This window comes from Streptomyces sp. NPDC093260, from assembly GCF_040683715.1.
Classification (GTDB): Bacteria; Actinomycetota; Actinomycetes; order Streptomycetales; family Streptomycetaceae; genus Streptomyces; species Streptomyces sennicomposti.
The window spans coordinates 58,707-74,068 of record NZ_JBFBEK010000015.1; the positions used below are offsets into that span (position 1 = coordinate 58,707).

The 15,362-nt window shown below is 74.6% G+C and carries 13 protein-coding genes; 3 read left to right on the top strand and 10 right to left on the bottom strand.

Translation table 11 applies throughout. The features are described from left to right. Position 1: 1 nt before the first annotated feature. Complete coding sequence (locus AB0N63_RS20410) at positions 2-2,098, bottom strand: FUSC family protein (protein ID WP_365530404.1); 2,097 nt, start codon at positions 2,096-2,098, stop codon at positions 2-4. 399 nt (positions 2,099-2,497) lie between these two features. On the opposite strand from AB0N63_RS20410, the gene AB0N63_RS20415 reads away from it, so the two are divergent. After that, on the top strand, positions 2,498-4,039 hold the full coding sequence (locus AB0N63_RS20415) for a hypothetical protein (protein ID WP_365530405.1): 1,542 nt from the start codon (positions 2,498-2,500) through the stop codon (positions 4,037-4,039). Between the two features lie 76 nt (positions 4,040-4,115). On the opposite strand, the gene AB0N63_RS20420 is transcribed toward AB0N63_RS20415, so the two are convergent. After that, positions 4,116-5,483, bottom strand: a complete 1,368-nt coding sequence (locus AB0N63_RS20420; protein ID WP_365530406.1) for an endo-1,4-beta-xylanase — start codon at positions 5,481-5,483, stop codon at positions 4,116-4,118. Positions 5,484-5,983: 500 nt separating this feature from the next. On the opposite strand from AB0N63_RS20420, the gene AB0N63_RS20425 reads away from it, so the two are divergent. Next, entirely contained in the window at positions 5,984-6,220 is a 237-nt protein-coding gene (locus AB0N63_RS20425; protein WP_365530407.1) for a hypothetical protein, read from the top strand. Positions 6,221-6,323: 103 nt separating this feature from the next. Here the strand turns inward: AB0N63_RS20425 and AB0N63_RS20430 are convergent, their stop codons facing one another. Then, entirely contained in the window at positions 6,324-7,337 is a 1,014-nt protein-coding gene (locus AB0N63_RS20430; RefSeq protein WP_365530408.1) for a zinc-binding dehydrogenase, read from the bottom strand. A gap of 180 nt (positions 7,338-7,517) precedes the next feature. Between AB0N63_RS20430 and AB0N63_RS20435 the strand changes: the two genes are divergently transcribed. Further along, positions 7,518-8,060, top strand: coding sequence for a TetR-like C-terminal domain-containing protein (locus AB0N63_RS20435; protein ID WP_365530508.1), 543 nt, complete (start codon positions 7,518-7,520; stop codon positions 8,058-8,060). Positions 8,061-8,314: 254 nt separating this feature from the next. On the opposite strand, the gene mgrA is transcribed toward AB0N63_RS20435, so the two are convergent. The 7 genes from mgrA to AB0N63_RS20470 all read right to left on the bottom strand — a co-directional run bounded on the left by mgrA (position 8,315) and on the right by AB0N63_RS20470 (position 15,051). After that, positions 8,315-9,355: an L-glyceraldehyde 3-phosphate reductase gene (gene mgrA / locus AB0N63_RS20440; RefSeq protein WP_365530409.1), complete on the bottom strand. Its 1,041-nt coding sequence runs from the start codon at positions 9,353-9,355 to the stop codon at positions 8,315-8,317. Positions 9,356-9,496: 141 nt separating this feature from the next. Continuing rightward, positions 9,497-10,741, bottom strand: coding sequence for a cytochrome P450 (locus AB0N63_RS20445; protein WP_365530410.1), 1,245 nt, complete (start codon positions 10,739-10,741; stop codon positions 9,497-9,499). A 100-nt stretch (positions 10,742-10,841) separates the two neighbouring features. Beyond that, positions 10,842-12,050, bottom strand: a complete 1,209-nt coding sequence (locus tag AB0N63_RS20450; RefSeq protein ID WP_365530411.1) for a cytochrome P450 — start codon at positions 12,048-12,050, stop codon at positions 10,842-10,844. Next, on the bottom strand, positions 12,047-12,673 hold the full coding sequence (locus AB0N63_RS20455) for an ATP/GTP-binding protein (RefSeq protein WP_365530412.1): 627 nt from the start codon (positions 12,671-12,673) through the stop codon (positions 12,047-12,049). The genes AB0N63_RS20450 and AB0N63_RS20455 overlap by 4 nt, the downstream gene beginning before the upstream one ends. Next, complete coding sequence (locus AB0N63_RS20460; RefSeq protein ID WP_009193037.1) at positions 12,654-13,001, bottom strand: DUF742 domain-containing protein; 348 nt, start codon at positions 12,999-13,001, stop codon at positions 12,654-12,656. The genes AB0N63_RS20455 and AB0N63_RS20460 overlap by 20 nt, the downstream gene beginning before the upstream one ends. Further along, positions 12,998-13,405, bottom strand: coding sequence for a roadblock/LC7 domain-containing protein (locus AB0N63_RS20465; protein WP_365530413.1), 408 nt, complete (start codon positions 13,403-13,405; stop codon positions 12,998-13,000). Before AB0N63_RS20465 ends, AB0N63_RS20460 begins: the two co-directional genes overlap by 4 nt. Further along, entirely contained in the window at positions 13,402-15,051 is a 1,650-nt protein-coding gene (locus AB0N63_RS20470) for an ATP-binding protein (protein WP_365530414.1), read from the bottom strand. The genes AB0N63_RS20465 and AB0N63_RS20470 overlap by 4 nt, the downstream gene beginning before the upstream one ends. Positions 15,052-15,362 lie beyond the last annotated feature (311 nt).

Below are 15,362 nucleotides of genomic sequence, written 5' to 3' on the forward strand. Positions count from 1 at the left end.
CTCATCCTCCCACCGCGCAGAACCCGGCGCACCGGGCGGCCGGGGAGCCGGGTCCGGGCTGGGCGGAGCGCGGTGAGCCCGGCGAATCGGGGGAGTCCCGCGAGTCCGGTCCTCGGTGGGCGGAGACCGGGGCGCCCGGCGAGTCCGGGGCGCCCGGCGAGTCCGGGGCGCCGGGGGAGTCCGGTGAGCCCGGTCCGGTGGCCGCCGGTTCCGGGCCGGGGGAGGCCGGTGCCGCGCCGCCGCCCAGGTTGCGCGCGCTGACGGCGTCGCAGAGCCGCTCCGCGGCGGTGACGGCGGCCTCCAGCGCCGCCAGGTCCCGGCCGGGACGGCCCGGCTCGGCGTCGGCGTGGGCGACGGCCCGGCGGGCCTCGGCGAGCCGGTGGTAGGCGGTCCGGCGCAGTGCGTGCCGCCGCCCTGGCGCGGCGTCGGCGGGCAGATCCCGGTAGCGGCGGGCGGCGGCGAGCGCCGCGTCGGTCTGCGCGGCGGCCCGCTCGGCCGCCGAGGCCGGCCACAGCGCGAAGTGCGCGACGAGCACGATCGCGGCGGCCAGCGCGGTGTCCAGGATGCGCGCCGAGTACAGCGCCCGGTGGTCGCCGAGCATGTCCACCAGGACGAACACGACCGCCGTGAGGCCGGTCGTGGCCAGCGCGTAGTGGTGGCGCACGCCCACGGCCATCACCGCGCCGAACGCGGCGACCGCGCCGATCAGGACGTAGGCGTCGGTGGTCAGAAGGGTCACCGCGCCGATCGCCGCCACGCCCACGAGGGTGCCGGCGCAGCGGTGCAGGGCGCGGCGCAGCACCGGACCGAAGTCGGGCTTGTAGACGAAGGCCACCGTCATGGGGAGCCAGTAGCCCCGCGGCCCGTGCAGCAGTTCGGCGCACAGCTGCGCGGCCAGCACACAGACCGCGAGCAGCACGGCGTAGCGCACCTGCGCCGCCCGTCCGTGCCAGGGCAGCGCGGGCAGCCGCACCGCCGCCTCGTCCGGCCGCCTCGCCCGCCCGGACCGGCCGGCCAGCTCCGCGAGCGCCCGCAGAGCGGGGGAGTCGAAAGCGGCGGGCCACCCGGCCGGCACGGCGCCGGGTGCGGGGGAGGTGGGCGCGGGGACGGGAGCGGCGGGCGTGCCGGCCGGGGTTCCGCCGGACGCGGTCGGGCCGGGGGCGGTGGGCGTGTCCGCCGGGTGCGCAGCGGTCCCGGCGGCCCGGGGAGCGGTGCGCCCGGGCACGGGGCGCGCGGTGGCCCCCGACGAGGTATCGGCCGTGGACGCTGTGGTCCCCGCCGCAGGGGCGGCCGTGCCCGCGGCCGGCAGCAGGCGCGCGGCCAGGGCCAGCGGTACCTCCCGTACGTGCGCGGGCAGCACCCGCCCCTCCCACACCAGCGCGGAGGTCACCTCGCCCAGCCGCAGCGCCGTGTCGAAGGCGTCGCGCAGCGCGCCCAGCTCCGTACCGGAGCGGACGGGCCGGGCCAGATGGCGGCCCATGGCCCGGTGGGCGTGGTCGAGCGCGGCGGTCAGCCGCCGGCGCGCCGCCTCCGCCCCGGCCGAGCCCGCCGCCGCGAGGGCCTCGGCGGCGGCCCGGTACACGGCGAGGACGGCGTCCCGTTCGATGGCGTGCCGCCGCCACAGCCACGGCGTCGTGGACAGCGCGGTCACCAGGGCCACCCCGGTCAGCAGCGCGAGCGGCGGCTGCCACCAGGGTCCCGGTACGGGGATGCCGGCCCCGGCGGTGGCGCCGAGCAGCAGATGCATGCCGGCCACCGAGGCCAGCGGGCCGCGCAGGCTGACCACGCCGCCGAGCAGGGCGGCGGCGACCAGACAGCCCGGCACCGCCACCGGATGCCCGCTGCGCAACGCGAGACCGCCGGCGAGCAGCCCGCAAGCGGCGGCCAGCCCCATGCAGGCCAGTCGTCGCAGCCGCAGCCGGTAGGGGTCGGAACCGTCCTGGCCCACCCCCCACAGTGCGCCGATGCCCGCGAGCACCGCGGGGACCACGGCGCCGGTCAGGACGCCGACCAGCAGCGGTACGGCGAGCGCGACGGCTCCCCTGGCCGCCGCCGCGAGGGGCACCGGGGTGAGACGGACGCCGCGCGATGCCTGCATGAACAGTTCGACTCCTCGAAGGTGCGTGGTCGTTCCCCGGCGCATGCTCTGGACGCCGGACGGGGCCTCTCCATGGTCGGGCCGTACGACACATGCGTCCAATGCCTGCCGGGCCTCGCACCCATGCGCCGAGGACATGCTTTGCGTGACCGGTGGTTCTGACGGCCGGGCCTGGTCTCCGCGCGCGCCCCCGACCGGCCCGTACGTCGGCCGGGGCGGCCGGAACCGGCCCCGGACGCTGTCCGTCCGCTGTGCACTCTCTGTCCGTGTGCCGTCATTTTCCGTACACTGCACAGCATCCGCGCAGGGGCATGGGTGACGGGGGGAGCCGACATGTCCGGTGATGCCTACGGGAGCGGTCAGGGAGCCTTCGGGCCGCCGACGCCGCCCAGACCGCCGATGCCCGCGAGGCCGCCCGGCCCGCCGCCGGCCGCGCCGCCGCAGGCCCCGCCGGACGCCGTGCGAGCGCTCGCGGTCGGCCTGCTGAACCTGACCGGCCTCGGCCTCGGCTACGCGTTGCTGCGCCGGTGGCCGTCGGCCGCCGCGTGCTGGGTGGCGACCGCGCTGCTGCTGATCGTCGCGCTGCCGCCCGATCCGGACGGTGTGCCGGCCGGCGTGCTCGTCGCCTACGCCGTCGTCCTCGTCCTGGCCGCCGCGCACGGCGCCGCGGCGGCCCTGCGCCGGCCCCTGGCGTGGCCGGGAAGCGCACCGCTGGCCGCCCTGCTCGGCCTGGTCCTGCTCGCCGTGCCGGCCGGCGGCGTCGTGCTGTACGACCGGGCGCGCGACGAGGCCACCGAGCGGTTGCTCCTCGACCGTCTCCAGGACGCCGACGACCTGGTGCGTGCGGGCGCGGGCCGGCCCTTCGCCGCCGCCGAGCCCGGGTTCCGCAAGGCGCTCGCCGACTACGCCGCCCTGCGCCGCGACCACCCCGGCTCACGGGCCGCCGAGCGCGTCCGGGACCGGATGACGGCCTACTACGCCACGGTCGGCGCCGCCTACGAGCAGAGGAAGTACTGCGAGGCCGTCGCCCCGCTCACCTATCTGCGCACGGTGCCGAAGACCATCCCGGCCGATGACCTCGGCACCCTGGCCACCTGGCCCGACGACCGCCTGGCCCAGTCCCTGTACGCCTGCGGATCGAGCGAGCTGACCGGCGGTGACACGCAGTGGACGCTGCACCTCGGCCAATTGCTCGCCTCCTTCCCCGGCTCCGCGCTCGCGCCCCGGGTGGAGCCGGACGTCCGGGCCGCCGTGGACCGGGCGGTCGAGGACGTCGGCGGCAGCGACCCCTGTACGGCGGTGAACCGCCTGCGTGCCCTCGGGACGCAGATCGCCGGCGTCACGGGCGGCGCCCCGGAGATCACCACCGCCCTCGGCGAGGACGCCGACCGGGCGAGCGGGGCCGCCGACTCGGGGACGTACGACTGCGGCGTCGCGCAGTACCGCAGCGGCGACTTCGACGCGGCCCTCGCGACCATGAACGCGTTCGCCGAGAAGAACCCGCACGCCCGCAACCGGGCGCGTGCCGAGAAGATCGCCATCGCGGCGGAGATCGCCGAGACGGTCCCCGCCGCCGGCAGGCGCCTGCCCACCCTCGACACGGGCGGGAGCATCTCGGTGACGATCAAGAACGACAGCCCGGACGACATCACCGTCCTCTACACCGGCCCGGTGACCGGCAGCCTCACCGTCAAGGCCTGCTCCAGCTGCAGTGCCTACCCCCTCTCCTCCACCCTGCTGAGCGGGTTCCGGCCGTGCAGCGACAGCGGCAAGGACTATCCGCAGCGGACCATCTCGCTGCCGGCCGGCACCACGTATTTCCTGCACAAGCCGCGGGGCGGCAGTTCCTCGGCGCCGGCCTCGGACACCGCGAAGCTGCGCTCCGGCTACCTGTACACCGAGTGCGCCTACACCCGGCAGGGCTTCGGCACGACCGGCTGACGACGCGTCGCCGCAGCCGCCGCCCGTGACGGCGCACCGTCCGGAGGGGCCCGGTCCGGACGGCGCGCCGGTGCCGTCAGGACGCCGTGCAGGCCCCGACGGTCGGCAGGGCGGAGCTGCCGTTCTTCGCCACGGTGAAACCGAAGCTGGTCGAGGCCCCGGCCGCCAGGCTGCCGTTGTAGGTCGGCCGCACCGTGGCGACGGTGCCGCCCGCGTCCCAGCCGGGGCTGCCGTTCCACAGCGCGGTCACCTTCTGCGGGGCGGGGAAGGTGACCGGCACGCTCCAGCCGGTGATGGGGGAGGAGCCCGCCTTCACGGTGACCTCGCCGTTGTACCCGTCGTTCCAGTCGGCGGTCCTGGCGAAGGTGACGGTGCACGTGGCGCCGGTTCCGCCGCCCCCGCCGTTGTCGCCGCCGCCCCCGCCGCCGGTCGAACCGCCGAGCGCGGCGAGGACGGCGTCGTAGGCGGGCTTCCTGGCGTAGTTCGAGTCGAACAGCAGCGGGGTGCCGCTGGAGCGCCAGGAGTACTTGTCGGTGATGCCCCACACCGTCATGCCGGTGCAGCGCGTGACCGCGAGGCAGGCCTTGACGACGTTGCCGTAGTTGGTGGCCTGTGCGCTGCCGGAGCCCTCGATGTCCAGCTCGGTGATCTGCACGTCGACGCCGAGGTCGGCGAAGCGCTGGAGGTTGGCCTGGTAGTCGGACGGGACCGGGGAGGCGCTGTTGAAGTGGGACTGGAAGCCCACGCAGTCGATCGGCACGCCACGGGACCTGAAGTCCTTGACCATGTTGTAGACCGCGGTGCTCTTCGCGTTGACGCCGTCGGTGTTGTAGTCGTTGTAGCAGAGCTTGGCGTCGGGATCGACGGACCGGGCGGTGCGGAAGGCCTCCTCGATGAAGCCGTCACCGAGCTTGTCCTGGAACGGCGAGCTGCGCCGCGCACCGCTGGAGCCGTCCTGGAACGCCTCGTTGACCACGTCCCAGGCGTAGATCTTGCCCTTGTAGTGCTGCATGACCTGGGTGATGTGGTTGTTCATGGCCGTGCGCAGATCGGCCGCGCCCAGCCCGGAGACCCAGGAGGGCAGCTGCGAGTGCCACACCAGCGTGTGCCCGCGGACCTTCATCGCCTTGCTCTGCGCGTGGGTGACGATCTGGTCGGCGGCGGAGAAGGTGAAGGCGCCGCGGGTGGGCTCGGTGGCGTCCCACTTCATCTCGTTCTCCGGCGTCACCGCCCCGAACTCCTGGTCCAGCGTGTTGGCGTAGGCGGCTTCGCCGAGGTGGTTCGCCGCCACCGCCGTGCCGAAGTAGCGGCCTTTGCCGGCCGCGGCGGAGGCCAGCGAGTCGGCGGCCGAGGCGCTGTGCGAGAGGGCCGTGACCGTGGCCGCGGCGAGCAGCACGGAGGTCAGCGCCCCCACGGCCGGTCTGGCCCCTTTAAGCGTGCGCATGTCAGCTCCTTGTCTCGAAAGTTTCGCTGACGAGATCGAATGTGACGCGCAGATTACGAACAGGGGCGGGGGCGGTCAACGGTTCGCGCAGAGTCTCCGGGTGGATGGCCGAAAGTGCGACTCCGTTGTCTGGCAGGCTGTTCGGGTGCGCGCGGCTCCGGTTGACGCGCTCGCGCGGCACCCCTGGCGTGGCCCGTCGCTTTGTCGAAATCAGGTCGAAACTTTCGCACTTACGAGGGCGTCCTGATCCGAAGATGGTCGACGCTCCGGGCCCCTGTTGACCGCTCCGTCCGCCGGCATGGTGCCGTTCCCCGCCACCCCGGCGCTCGCCGCTCCGGCCCGGCGGGCCCCGGAGTCCCGGAACGGGTGTTCGTCATCCGCCCGTGCGGCTCTCGCTCTTCCGTGGGGATCACGGCCGACCGGCCGACCCGGCGGCCCCCGGATCTGTCAGCCTCCCTGATGCCGGGCGCACGGTGCGCCCCGCGCAGGGAGGTGGGCGTTTGTCCGGGCACATCGGAGGGCGGCAGGTCGTGGCGGTTCTGGCGCTGGGCGGCGGTCTCCTGCTCGGTCCGCTCCTGACCGCCCAGGCGGCCGAGGCGGGCACGGCGGGGCCGGGCGACGGCGGCCCCGTCCCGACGACTCTGGACACCGTCCACGACCTCGCCTCCCCGGTCCTGGTGCCGCCGGCCGGCAGGCCCGGCGGCCCGGCCGTCGGCCGCTGGCCGGGGAAGTGCTAGGCGCGTTCCAACGTGGCGTCGTCCGCCCGAAGGGCGAGGCGCCGCACCAGGCGTCGCGGGCCGGACGGGAGTTCCGCAACACGTCCCAGGGTGGGGCGGACCGTCAGGGGCGCAGGATCAGACGGACGGGGTCGCCCTCCTTCTTCTCCAGGCGCTCCACGGCCTGCGCGGCCTCCGTCAGCGGCAGTACGCCGCTGACGGAGGCGGAGAAGTCCACGCGCCCGCACTCGATCAGCCGCAGCAACTGCGGCAGGGCCACCGGCATGTCGGAGCCGTAGTGGCCGAGGATCTGCTGCTGGAGGTAGCTGAAGCGGGTGCCGTCCGCGACGCTCAGCGGCTGGTCGGTCAGTCCGACCAGGACCAGGCGGCCCTTGGGGGCGAGCACCGACAGGGCCTGCGCCCGTACGGCCGGCACCCCGGCGAAGTCGAACGCCGCCGCCAGTCCGGCCCCCGCGGTCGCCGCGCCGATGCGGGCCCGCAGTGCGGGGTCGGCCGGGTCCAGCGCGAGGTCGGCCCCGGCGGCCAGGGCGCGGTCACGGGCCACCGGGTTGGGGTCGACGGCCACGACCGGGCAGGCGCCCACCGTGCGCAGCAACTGCACGGCGTGCACGCCGAGGCCGCCCGCGCCCCACACGCCGACCGCCTCGGCGGGCCGTACCGCGCCGGTGACGGTGACCGCGCCCCACGGCGTGGACACCGCGTCCGGGATGATCGCGCCCTGCTCGAAGGGGATGCCGTCCGGCAGTGCGGTGAGGGCGGCGGCTGAGGACAGGGCGTACTCGGCCCAGCCGCCGTCGTAGTCGACGCCGCGGGTGTAGGTGACGCCGCCGCGCGTCTCGCCCGCGTACAGCACCACCCGCTGCCCCTCGGTCCAGGCGGTGACGCCCGCCCCGACCTCGGCGACGGTGCCCGCCACCTCGTGGCCGAGGGTGACTGTCTCGCCCTCCAGCAGCAACGGCGTCAGGGTGCCGTCGATCAGGTGGACGTCGGACAGGCACACCCCGGCCGCCTCCACCTTGACCAGCACCTCCCCGTGGCCCGGCTGGGGCCTGGGCACGTGCTCGAGGCGAAGGGTGCGGCTGGGTACGTGCAGCCGGGCGGCGAGCATCCGGTCCATGGGGAGACCTCCTCGGTGTGGCGACGGCCCCTGCCTATCGCAGGTCGCCTTGCTTTGCACCGTACGGCGGTGTCCCACCCAACGCAAGGCGACTTGCATTAGCATCGGGGTATGACCGAAACCACCCCGGCGGGCCCGGAGGAGACCCCCGTGCCGCCCCTGCGGCGCCGGGGCGAGCGCATGCGGCAGGCGGTGCTCGCCGCGGCGGTGGACCTGCTGTCCACCGAGGGGCTGTCCGGCGCCACCGTCGCCGCCGTCGCCCGCGCGGCGGGCGTGCACGAGACCTCGGTCTACCGGCGCTGGGGCAGCCGGGAGAACCTGATCCTGGACGCGCTGACCAGCCGCCTCGACACCGCCCTGCCGATCCCGGACACCGGGCACGTCCGCGAGGACCTGGTGCGCTTCTTCACCGCGCTGGCCCGACTGCTGGACACCGCCCAGGGCCGGGCCCTGCTGCGGCTGAGCGTCGAGCGCGACGACACGATCGAGGACCGCCGCGGCCCGTACTGGAGCGAGCGCCTGGACCGCGCCGCCGCCATGGTCCAGCGCGGCATCGAGCGCGGCGAACTGGCCGCCGACGCCGACCCCGGGCTGCTGGTCGAGGCGGTCAGCGGACCGCTGTTCACCCGCGTGCTGCTCAGCGACGCCCCCGTCGGCCCGGCCCATGTGGAGCGGCTGGTCGATCTGACGCTGAACGGCGCCCGGCCCCGCCCGGGCTCCTGACCTGCATCGCCGGGGCGTTCGGGTGGCAGCACACGCGTCCCGCCGGGCGGGTGCGCCGCGCGCGGGCTACGGTGGAGGCACAGCAGGACGCACCGGAAGCCAACTCCCGGTCTCCGGCCGTGCGTTGGTGGTCCAAGGAAAGACACCCCGCTTCCCGTGGGGAGATGCAGGTGCAAGGCCTGCCCAACGCTCGCAACGCCTCGGCCCCCTCCCGACTTCGGGCGGGGGCCGAGGCGTGCCCGGGGCGCGTGCGGTCAGAGGTTGCCGGTGCGCGCCTCGCGCCACAGGTCCACGCCGCCGTCGGTGGCGTACGCGTCGATCTCGGTCAGCTCCTCGGCGCTGAACTCCAGGTTGTCCAGCGCGGCCACGTTCTGCTCCAGCTGCTCCACGCGCGAGGCGCCGATCACCAGCGAGGTGACGCGCTCGTCGCGCAGCGCCCACGCCAGCGCCATCTGCGCGAGGGTCTGCCCGCGGCGCTCGGCGACGGCGTTGAGGGCGCGCAACCGCTCCAGCATGTCCGGCGTCAGCCACGAGGCGTCGAACGACGTGCCCCGCGCGGCCCGCGAGTCCTGCGGGACACCGTTCAGATAGCGTCCGGTCAGCAGTCCCTGGGCCAGGGCGGTGAAGCCGATGACGCCGAAGCCCTCGTCTCGCGCGGCGTCCAGCAGGCCCTCGGTCTCGATCCACCGGTTGACCATGCTGTACGACGGCTGGTGGATCAGCAGCGGGGTGCCGAGGTCGCGCAGGATCGCGGCGGCCTGCCGGGTGCGTTCGGCGTCGTAGGAGGAGATGCCGACGTAGAGGGCCTTGCCCTGGCGCACCGCCGTGTCCAGCGCCCCCATCGTCTCCTCCAGCGGCGTGGACGCGTCCAGCCGGTGGGAGTAGAAGATGTCGACGTACTCCAGGCCCATCCGCTTGAGCGACTGGTCCAGGGAGGCGAGCAGGTACTTGCGGGAGCCGCCGCCCTGCCCGTAGGGGCCGGGCCACATGTCCCAGCCGGCCTTGGTGGAGATCACCAGCTCGTCCCGGTACGGCGCCAGGTCCTGGCGCATCAGCCGCCCGAAGTTGATCTCGGCGGAGCCGTACGGCGGGCCGTAGTTGTTGGCCAGGTCGTGGTGGGTGATGCCGAGGTCGAAGGCGTGCAGCGCGATCTCGCGCTGGGTCTCGAAGGGGCGGTCGTCGCCGAAGTTGTGCCAGTAGCCCAGGGACAGGACGGGCAGGTCGAGTCCCGAGCGCCCGGTGCGCCGGTAGCGCATGGCGCCGTCGTAGCGGGCGGGGTCCGCGACGTAGGTCATCGGGTGTTCTCCGGGTGGTGCGGTGGGGCGTTCCGCCGGGTGCGGCGGAACGCTCCTACCTTGCTCCCGCATGATCCTGAAGTCCAACCGCCGTCTTCCATCGGATTCAGCGGCGCCGCTTCTGAATCGGCCGCGGGGCGGCTACGCCTCCAGCCGGACCGGCAGTTCGAACAGGTCGTTCTGAGTCACCACCGGCTTGTTGCGCAGCTGATCGGCCGGCACCGCCAGGTCCAGCCGGGGGAAGCGCGCGTACAGCGCCGGCAGCGCGACCCCCGCCTCCAGCCGGGACAGCGCCGCGCCCGGGCACACGTGCGGGCCGTGCCCGAAGGAGATGTGCCGGTTCTTCGACTCGCGGGTGAGGTCGAATTCGCCCGCGGTCGGCCCGTGCGCGTTCTCGTCACGGCCGATCGCGCCGTAGGAGACGATCAGCGCGTCGCCCGCCGGGATCACCTTGTCGCCCACCGGGACGTCCTCGGTGGCGAACCGGATCAGCACGTGCGAGGTCGGCGTGGAGAAGCGCAGCGTCTCCTCGATCACCGCCGACCAGTCGACCGCGCCGGAGAGCACCAGGTCGCGCTGGTCGGGGTGGGTGGACAGGTTGACCACCGCGTTCACGATCAGCGAGATCGTCGTCTCGTGGCCGGCGGCGACCATCAGCTGCAGCGTGGAGACGATCTCCTCGTCGGTGAGGCGGTCACCGTCCTCGGAGGCGAGGACCAGCGCGCTGGTCAGGTCGTCGCCGGGCGCCCGCCGCTTGGCGGCGACCGTCTCGGCCATGATCTGCGCCAGCTCCGTCAGGGTGGCGACGACCTCCTCGGGCGGCGTCTGGGTGGAGAAGAACTTCTCGAACAGCACCTTCAGCCGGGGCAGCCGGCCGGTGTCGATGCCCATGAGGTCGGCGACGACGTACATGGGCAGCGGGTAGGCGAAGGCCGCCTTCAGATCGACCACGCCGCCGTCGGCCGGGAGGGCGTCCAGCAGGCCCTGGGTGCGCCGCTCGATGCGCTCGCGCATCCGCTCCACCCGGCGCGGTGTGAGCGCCTGCGCCACCAGCGTGCGCAGCCGGCGGTGCTCGGCGCCGTCCACGGTGAGCATCGAGCGGCCCGGGTTGGCGAGCCCGATCAGTGGCCAGTCGGCGGGTATCTCGCCGCGCCGCCAGGCGCCCCACACGTTGATGTCCTTCACCAGCCGCGGGTCGGTGAGCAGCGCCCGGGCCTCGGCGTGGTGGGTGACCGCCCACACCGGGACGCCGCCGGGCAGTTCCACGGCCGCCAGCGGACCGGCCGCGCGCAGCCGGGCGCTCTCGCCGTCCAGGTCGGTGACGAAGGGATCGAGGGCGATACGGGTGCTCTCGGTGCCGGTCGTTTCGTCGATGCCGGTCGTCATCGTGACATGCCTCCCAGGGCGGGGGTCTGGATACGGGGCCGAGCCGGGGCGCCCCCGGGAGCCCGGCACGCGGACGGGCCGCGCTCCCGGGGGCGCGCGATCAGAGCGCGGGTACGGGGGTGAACCGGACGGGCAGCCGGGTCAGGCCCCGCAGCCAGGGCGAGGGGCGGCGGGTCAGGGACTCGGCCGGCACCGCGAGGTCGATGTCGGGCAGCCGGTCCAGCACCACCTCGATGCCCGTCCGCGCGATCACCTCGGCGACCTCCTGCGCGGGGAACGGGCAGCGGTGCTCGCCGTGGCCGAAGGAGAAGTGGGCGTTGTTGCCGCCGGTCAGCGCCGAGCCGTGGACGCGCACCTGCGGATCGGAGTTCGCGCCCTGCAGGCCGAGCAGCACCAGATCGCCCTGGCGGATGCGGCGGCCGCCGAGGTGGGTGTCGCGGGACGCCCACCGCCCGGCGACGTTCTGCGTGGGCGTGTCCTCCCACAGCACCTCGTTCATGGCGTCCGCGACGCTGTTGCGGCCGCCGAACAGGGAGGCGGCGAACCGCTCGTCGGTCAGCATCAGCCGCAGCGAGTTGCCGATCCAGTCGGCGGTCGGCTGGTGCCCGGCCGCCATCATCACCATCAGGTCCTGGGCGATCTCCTCGTCGGTGAAGCCGCCCGGGTCGGCCAGCATCCGCGAGGCCACGTCGTCGGCGGGACGAGCCCGCCGCTCGCTGAGCAACTGGGCGATGGCGGACGCCAGATGCTGCTGGCCGGCGATCGCCCGCTCCCGGCCGTCGATCATGTCGTTGAGGGCGGTGACGAGCGCCGGACCCTCCTCGTCCGGGACCCCGTAGAGCCGGGCCAGCACCCGCACCGGCAGCAGCATCGCGTAGTCGCCGACCAGGTCGGCCACGCCCTCCCCGCACACCGCGTCGATCAGCTCGTCGGCGAACCGCTCGGCCTGGCGGCGCAGTTCGGACGGCTCGACCGCCTCCAGGGCGTTGGAGATCATCGCGGCCCGCTCGCGGTGCCGCTCGCCGACCGTGTAGAGGATGGAGGGCTGCTTGCGGCCGATCATGGGCAGCAGCGGCCAGTCGTCGGGGACGTTCTCCCACTGGTTCCACAGGTCCGAGTCCCGGCTGAACAGCACCGGGTCGCCGGTGACCTGGTGCAGCTCGCGGTAGCCGAGCACCAGCCAGGCCGGGACGTCCCCGTCCAGCAGCACCGGGGTGACGGCGCCGTGCTCGCGCCGCATCTCCCGGTACAGCACGGCGGGTTCGGTCTGGAACCGGGGGCCGCTCAGCGGCACCGCTTCGGTGGTCACACGAACTCCTGTCGGGGCGTGGGCACTTCGGCGGACCGGCCGGTGTACTGGTCCTGGAGATGCCGCACCAGAGTGATCAGGACCTGCTTGCTGGACTCGCGCGAGCGGGCGTCGCAGTCCACCAGCGGCACCCGCGGGTCCAGGTCCAGGGCGTCGCGGATCTCGGCGTGGGTGTGCGCGGGACCGCCGAAGTCGTTGCAGGCCACGATGAACGGCGTGCCGTGGTGCTCCAGCCGGTCGATGGCGTACCAGGAGTCGTCGATCCGGCGCGTGTCGACCAGGACGACCGCCCCGAGCGTGCCGGAGAACAGCCGGTCCCACAGGAACCAGAACCGCTCCTGCCCCGGCGCGCCGAACAGGTACAGCACGTTGTGCGCGTCCAGCGTGATGCGGCCGAAGTCGAACGCGACGGTCGTGGCGGTCTTGTCGCGCACGCCGCTGACGTCGTCGACGTCCTCGCCGGCCTGGGTCATCGTCTCCTCGGTGTTGAGGGGACGTATCTCGCTGACCGAACGGACCAGCGTGGTCTTGCCGACGCCGAAGCCGCCCACGACCACGATCTTCAGGCCGTTGTCGGCGGAGGCACCCAACGGGGTGCGGGCGTCAGAGGTTGCGGAGTCCAACGAGCACCTGCTCCAGGATGTCGGGGTCGTAAACGGCTGCCTTGCGCGGATGACGGGCGCTGACCCGGCCGGCCGCCAGCAGGTCGCACAGCAGCACCTTGACGATGCTCACGGGCAGGCGCAGCTCGGCGGCGATCTCCACCACGGCCGTGGGCGCGGCGGCCAGCCGCAGGATCGCGGCGTGCTCCGACTGCATCCCCGGCGCCGGCTCCGACTCCGCCACGACCAGGGTGACCAGGTCGAACGGGTTGTCGGGGCCGGTTCCGGTGCGCCCGCCGGTGATGGTGTACAGGCGGTCCGGGGAATCGTCCCTGCCGGGGCGGCTCATGACGTACGGGGCTGGGCGGTCAGGTACTCGCCGAGCTGTTCCACCAGCTCGCTCATGTTGTGTCCGACGAGCCCGGCGTCCGCGTCCTCCGTGGTGATCACGGCCAGGTGCGCGCCCTGGCCGGCCTCCACGATGAACAGCACGCCGCCGTAGAACTCGGTCATCGCCGAGCGCACGCCGCCGGTGCCGTCGCCGAACTCGGCGGACGCGCCGTGCGAGAGCGACTGGATGCCGGCGGCGATCGCGGCGAGCTGGTCGGCCTGGTCGACGGTCAGCTCCGGGGTGCGGCACAGCTTCAGTCCGTCGCGGGACAGCACGAGCGCGTGCCGCGCGCCCGGGGTCCGCTCCAGCAGGCCCTCCAGGAGCCAGGTGAGCTTGTCGTCGGCGGTGGTCTGGCCGGTCATGAAGTGGTGTCGCCTTCCGGGTGCGCGTACGGGTGGGGCTGGGGGTCGGCCGGGGCGGCCGCGCTGTCGCCGCCGCTGCCGGCCGGGAGCCGGTGGGCGGCCTGGTCGGCCGGCGCCGTGCGGTCGGGGCCGTCGCCCCGCTCGTCCGGCGCGGTCGCGTGGTCGGGTCCGGTGGCGCGTACGGCCTGGCGGAAGCTGCCGAAGCGGGCGGCGCGGGTCTTCGCCTCGTCCGCGCCGGCCGGCTTGCGCGGCTCGGCGGTGCGGGCCGCGGCGCGGGAGCGCTCGGCCTGGGCCAGGGTGCGGCCCCGGCGCCGCCGGGGCAGCCCGGTGACGGGGCGCTCGGCGGTGTCGCCGTCCGAGCCGTCGGGCGTGCCCGTGTGCGCGGGCGGGGCGTCCTCGGCCGCCCCGGCACGCTCGGCTGCGGGCAGCACGGCCCGGGCGGGGGCCTGGTGCGCCGCGGCGCGGTCGTCGTCCTTCGGGGGCGGTCCGGCCGGCGTGGCGGAGACGGCTGCCGGGGCGGTGAGGATCTCCTGCGGGATCAGCATCAGCACGCCCGTGCCGCCCCGCGCGGACGGCCGGAAGGACACCTTCAGACCGTACTTGCGGGCCAGCCGGCCCACGACCGCGAGCCCGAGCCGGGTGCCGGTGAGACCGCCGAGTTCGGAGATGTCGCCGGAGACGGCCTGCTCGGCGCGGCGCAACTGCACCTCGCCCATGACGAGGCCGCTGTCCTCCACGGACACGATGACGCCGGCCGGCACCTCCTCGACGTAGACGTGCACTTCGGAGGTGGGCGGCGAGAAGTTCGCGGCGTTGTCCAGGAGTTCGGCCAGCGCGTGCATCACGCCCTCGGCGGCGTGCCCGGCGACCGCGCTCTCGCTCGTCGCGTGCACCCGCACCCGGCGGTAGGCGCTGATCCGGCCCATCGCGCCGCGCAGGATGGACTCCATCGCGATGGGGCGCGCCCAACGGCGGCCCGAACGCGAGCCGGTGAGCACGGCGACCGAGTCGGCGAGCCGGCCGGCCTGCGCGGTGCGGTGGTCCAGGTGGAGCAGGTCCGCCAGGACCTCCTCGTCCGTGTGCCGCTCCTCCATGGCGCGCAGGTCGGCGAGCATGGCGGTGGTCAGCGCCTGCATCCGGCCGGCCGCGTTCGCCGTCGCCGAGACCGCCGCGTCCCGGGCGCGGGCGGCGCGCTCCAGCTCCCCGGTGAGGCGGGCGTTCTCATCGGCGAGGCGCGCGCGCTCGGCCGCGCCCGCGCCCTCGAGACGGGTCCGCTCCTCGGTCATTGACGCGGTGAACTCCGCACGCTGGCGGGCGAGTTCGTCGATCAGGTGCTGCCGCTCGCGGTGCGCCTCGCGTAGCAGCCGGTCGCACTCCTGAAGCCGGCGTCCGGCGTCCTGCGCCGACGCGTCCAGGGCGCGCCGGGCGATCCGTGCCGACTGCGCCGCGCGTACGGCCCACAGGACGGCGACGACCAGGACGACGGCCGCCAGGCCGCCGCCCCAGGCGAGCGGGGCGCGCACCGAGGCGGGCGCCGCCGCGGCCGCGCCCGCGACCGCGGCGAGAGACGCGACGGCGGTGAGCGCGGGAAGAGGGGCGAGAGTGCGGACGGTGGGTCGCTCGCCGCGAGGCGTGGACGCGGTCATCAATCGGATCCTCGGGCGGCCGCCGTTCGGTCGAAGGGCGGCCCTCGGTCAGTTCCTCGGACAGGGTCTGGCTGGTGACAAGGTGACACGTGGTGCTGCTCAACTGACGGTCACTATACGAGCCTTGGTGATCATATTGACAAGGCCTCGTCGCATTTGCCCGACAGGGTCCGTCACTTCCCTTCAAGACGACGCCGCTGGGGCTCGTACGGCCGGCTGCCGCGGGCCGGTCGGGCGCCCGCACCGGCCGCCCGGGGCGCCGCACGGCCCGAGCGGGGGCGTCGCCGGGGGACCGACGCCCCCGCACCCCG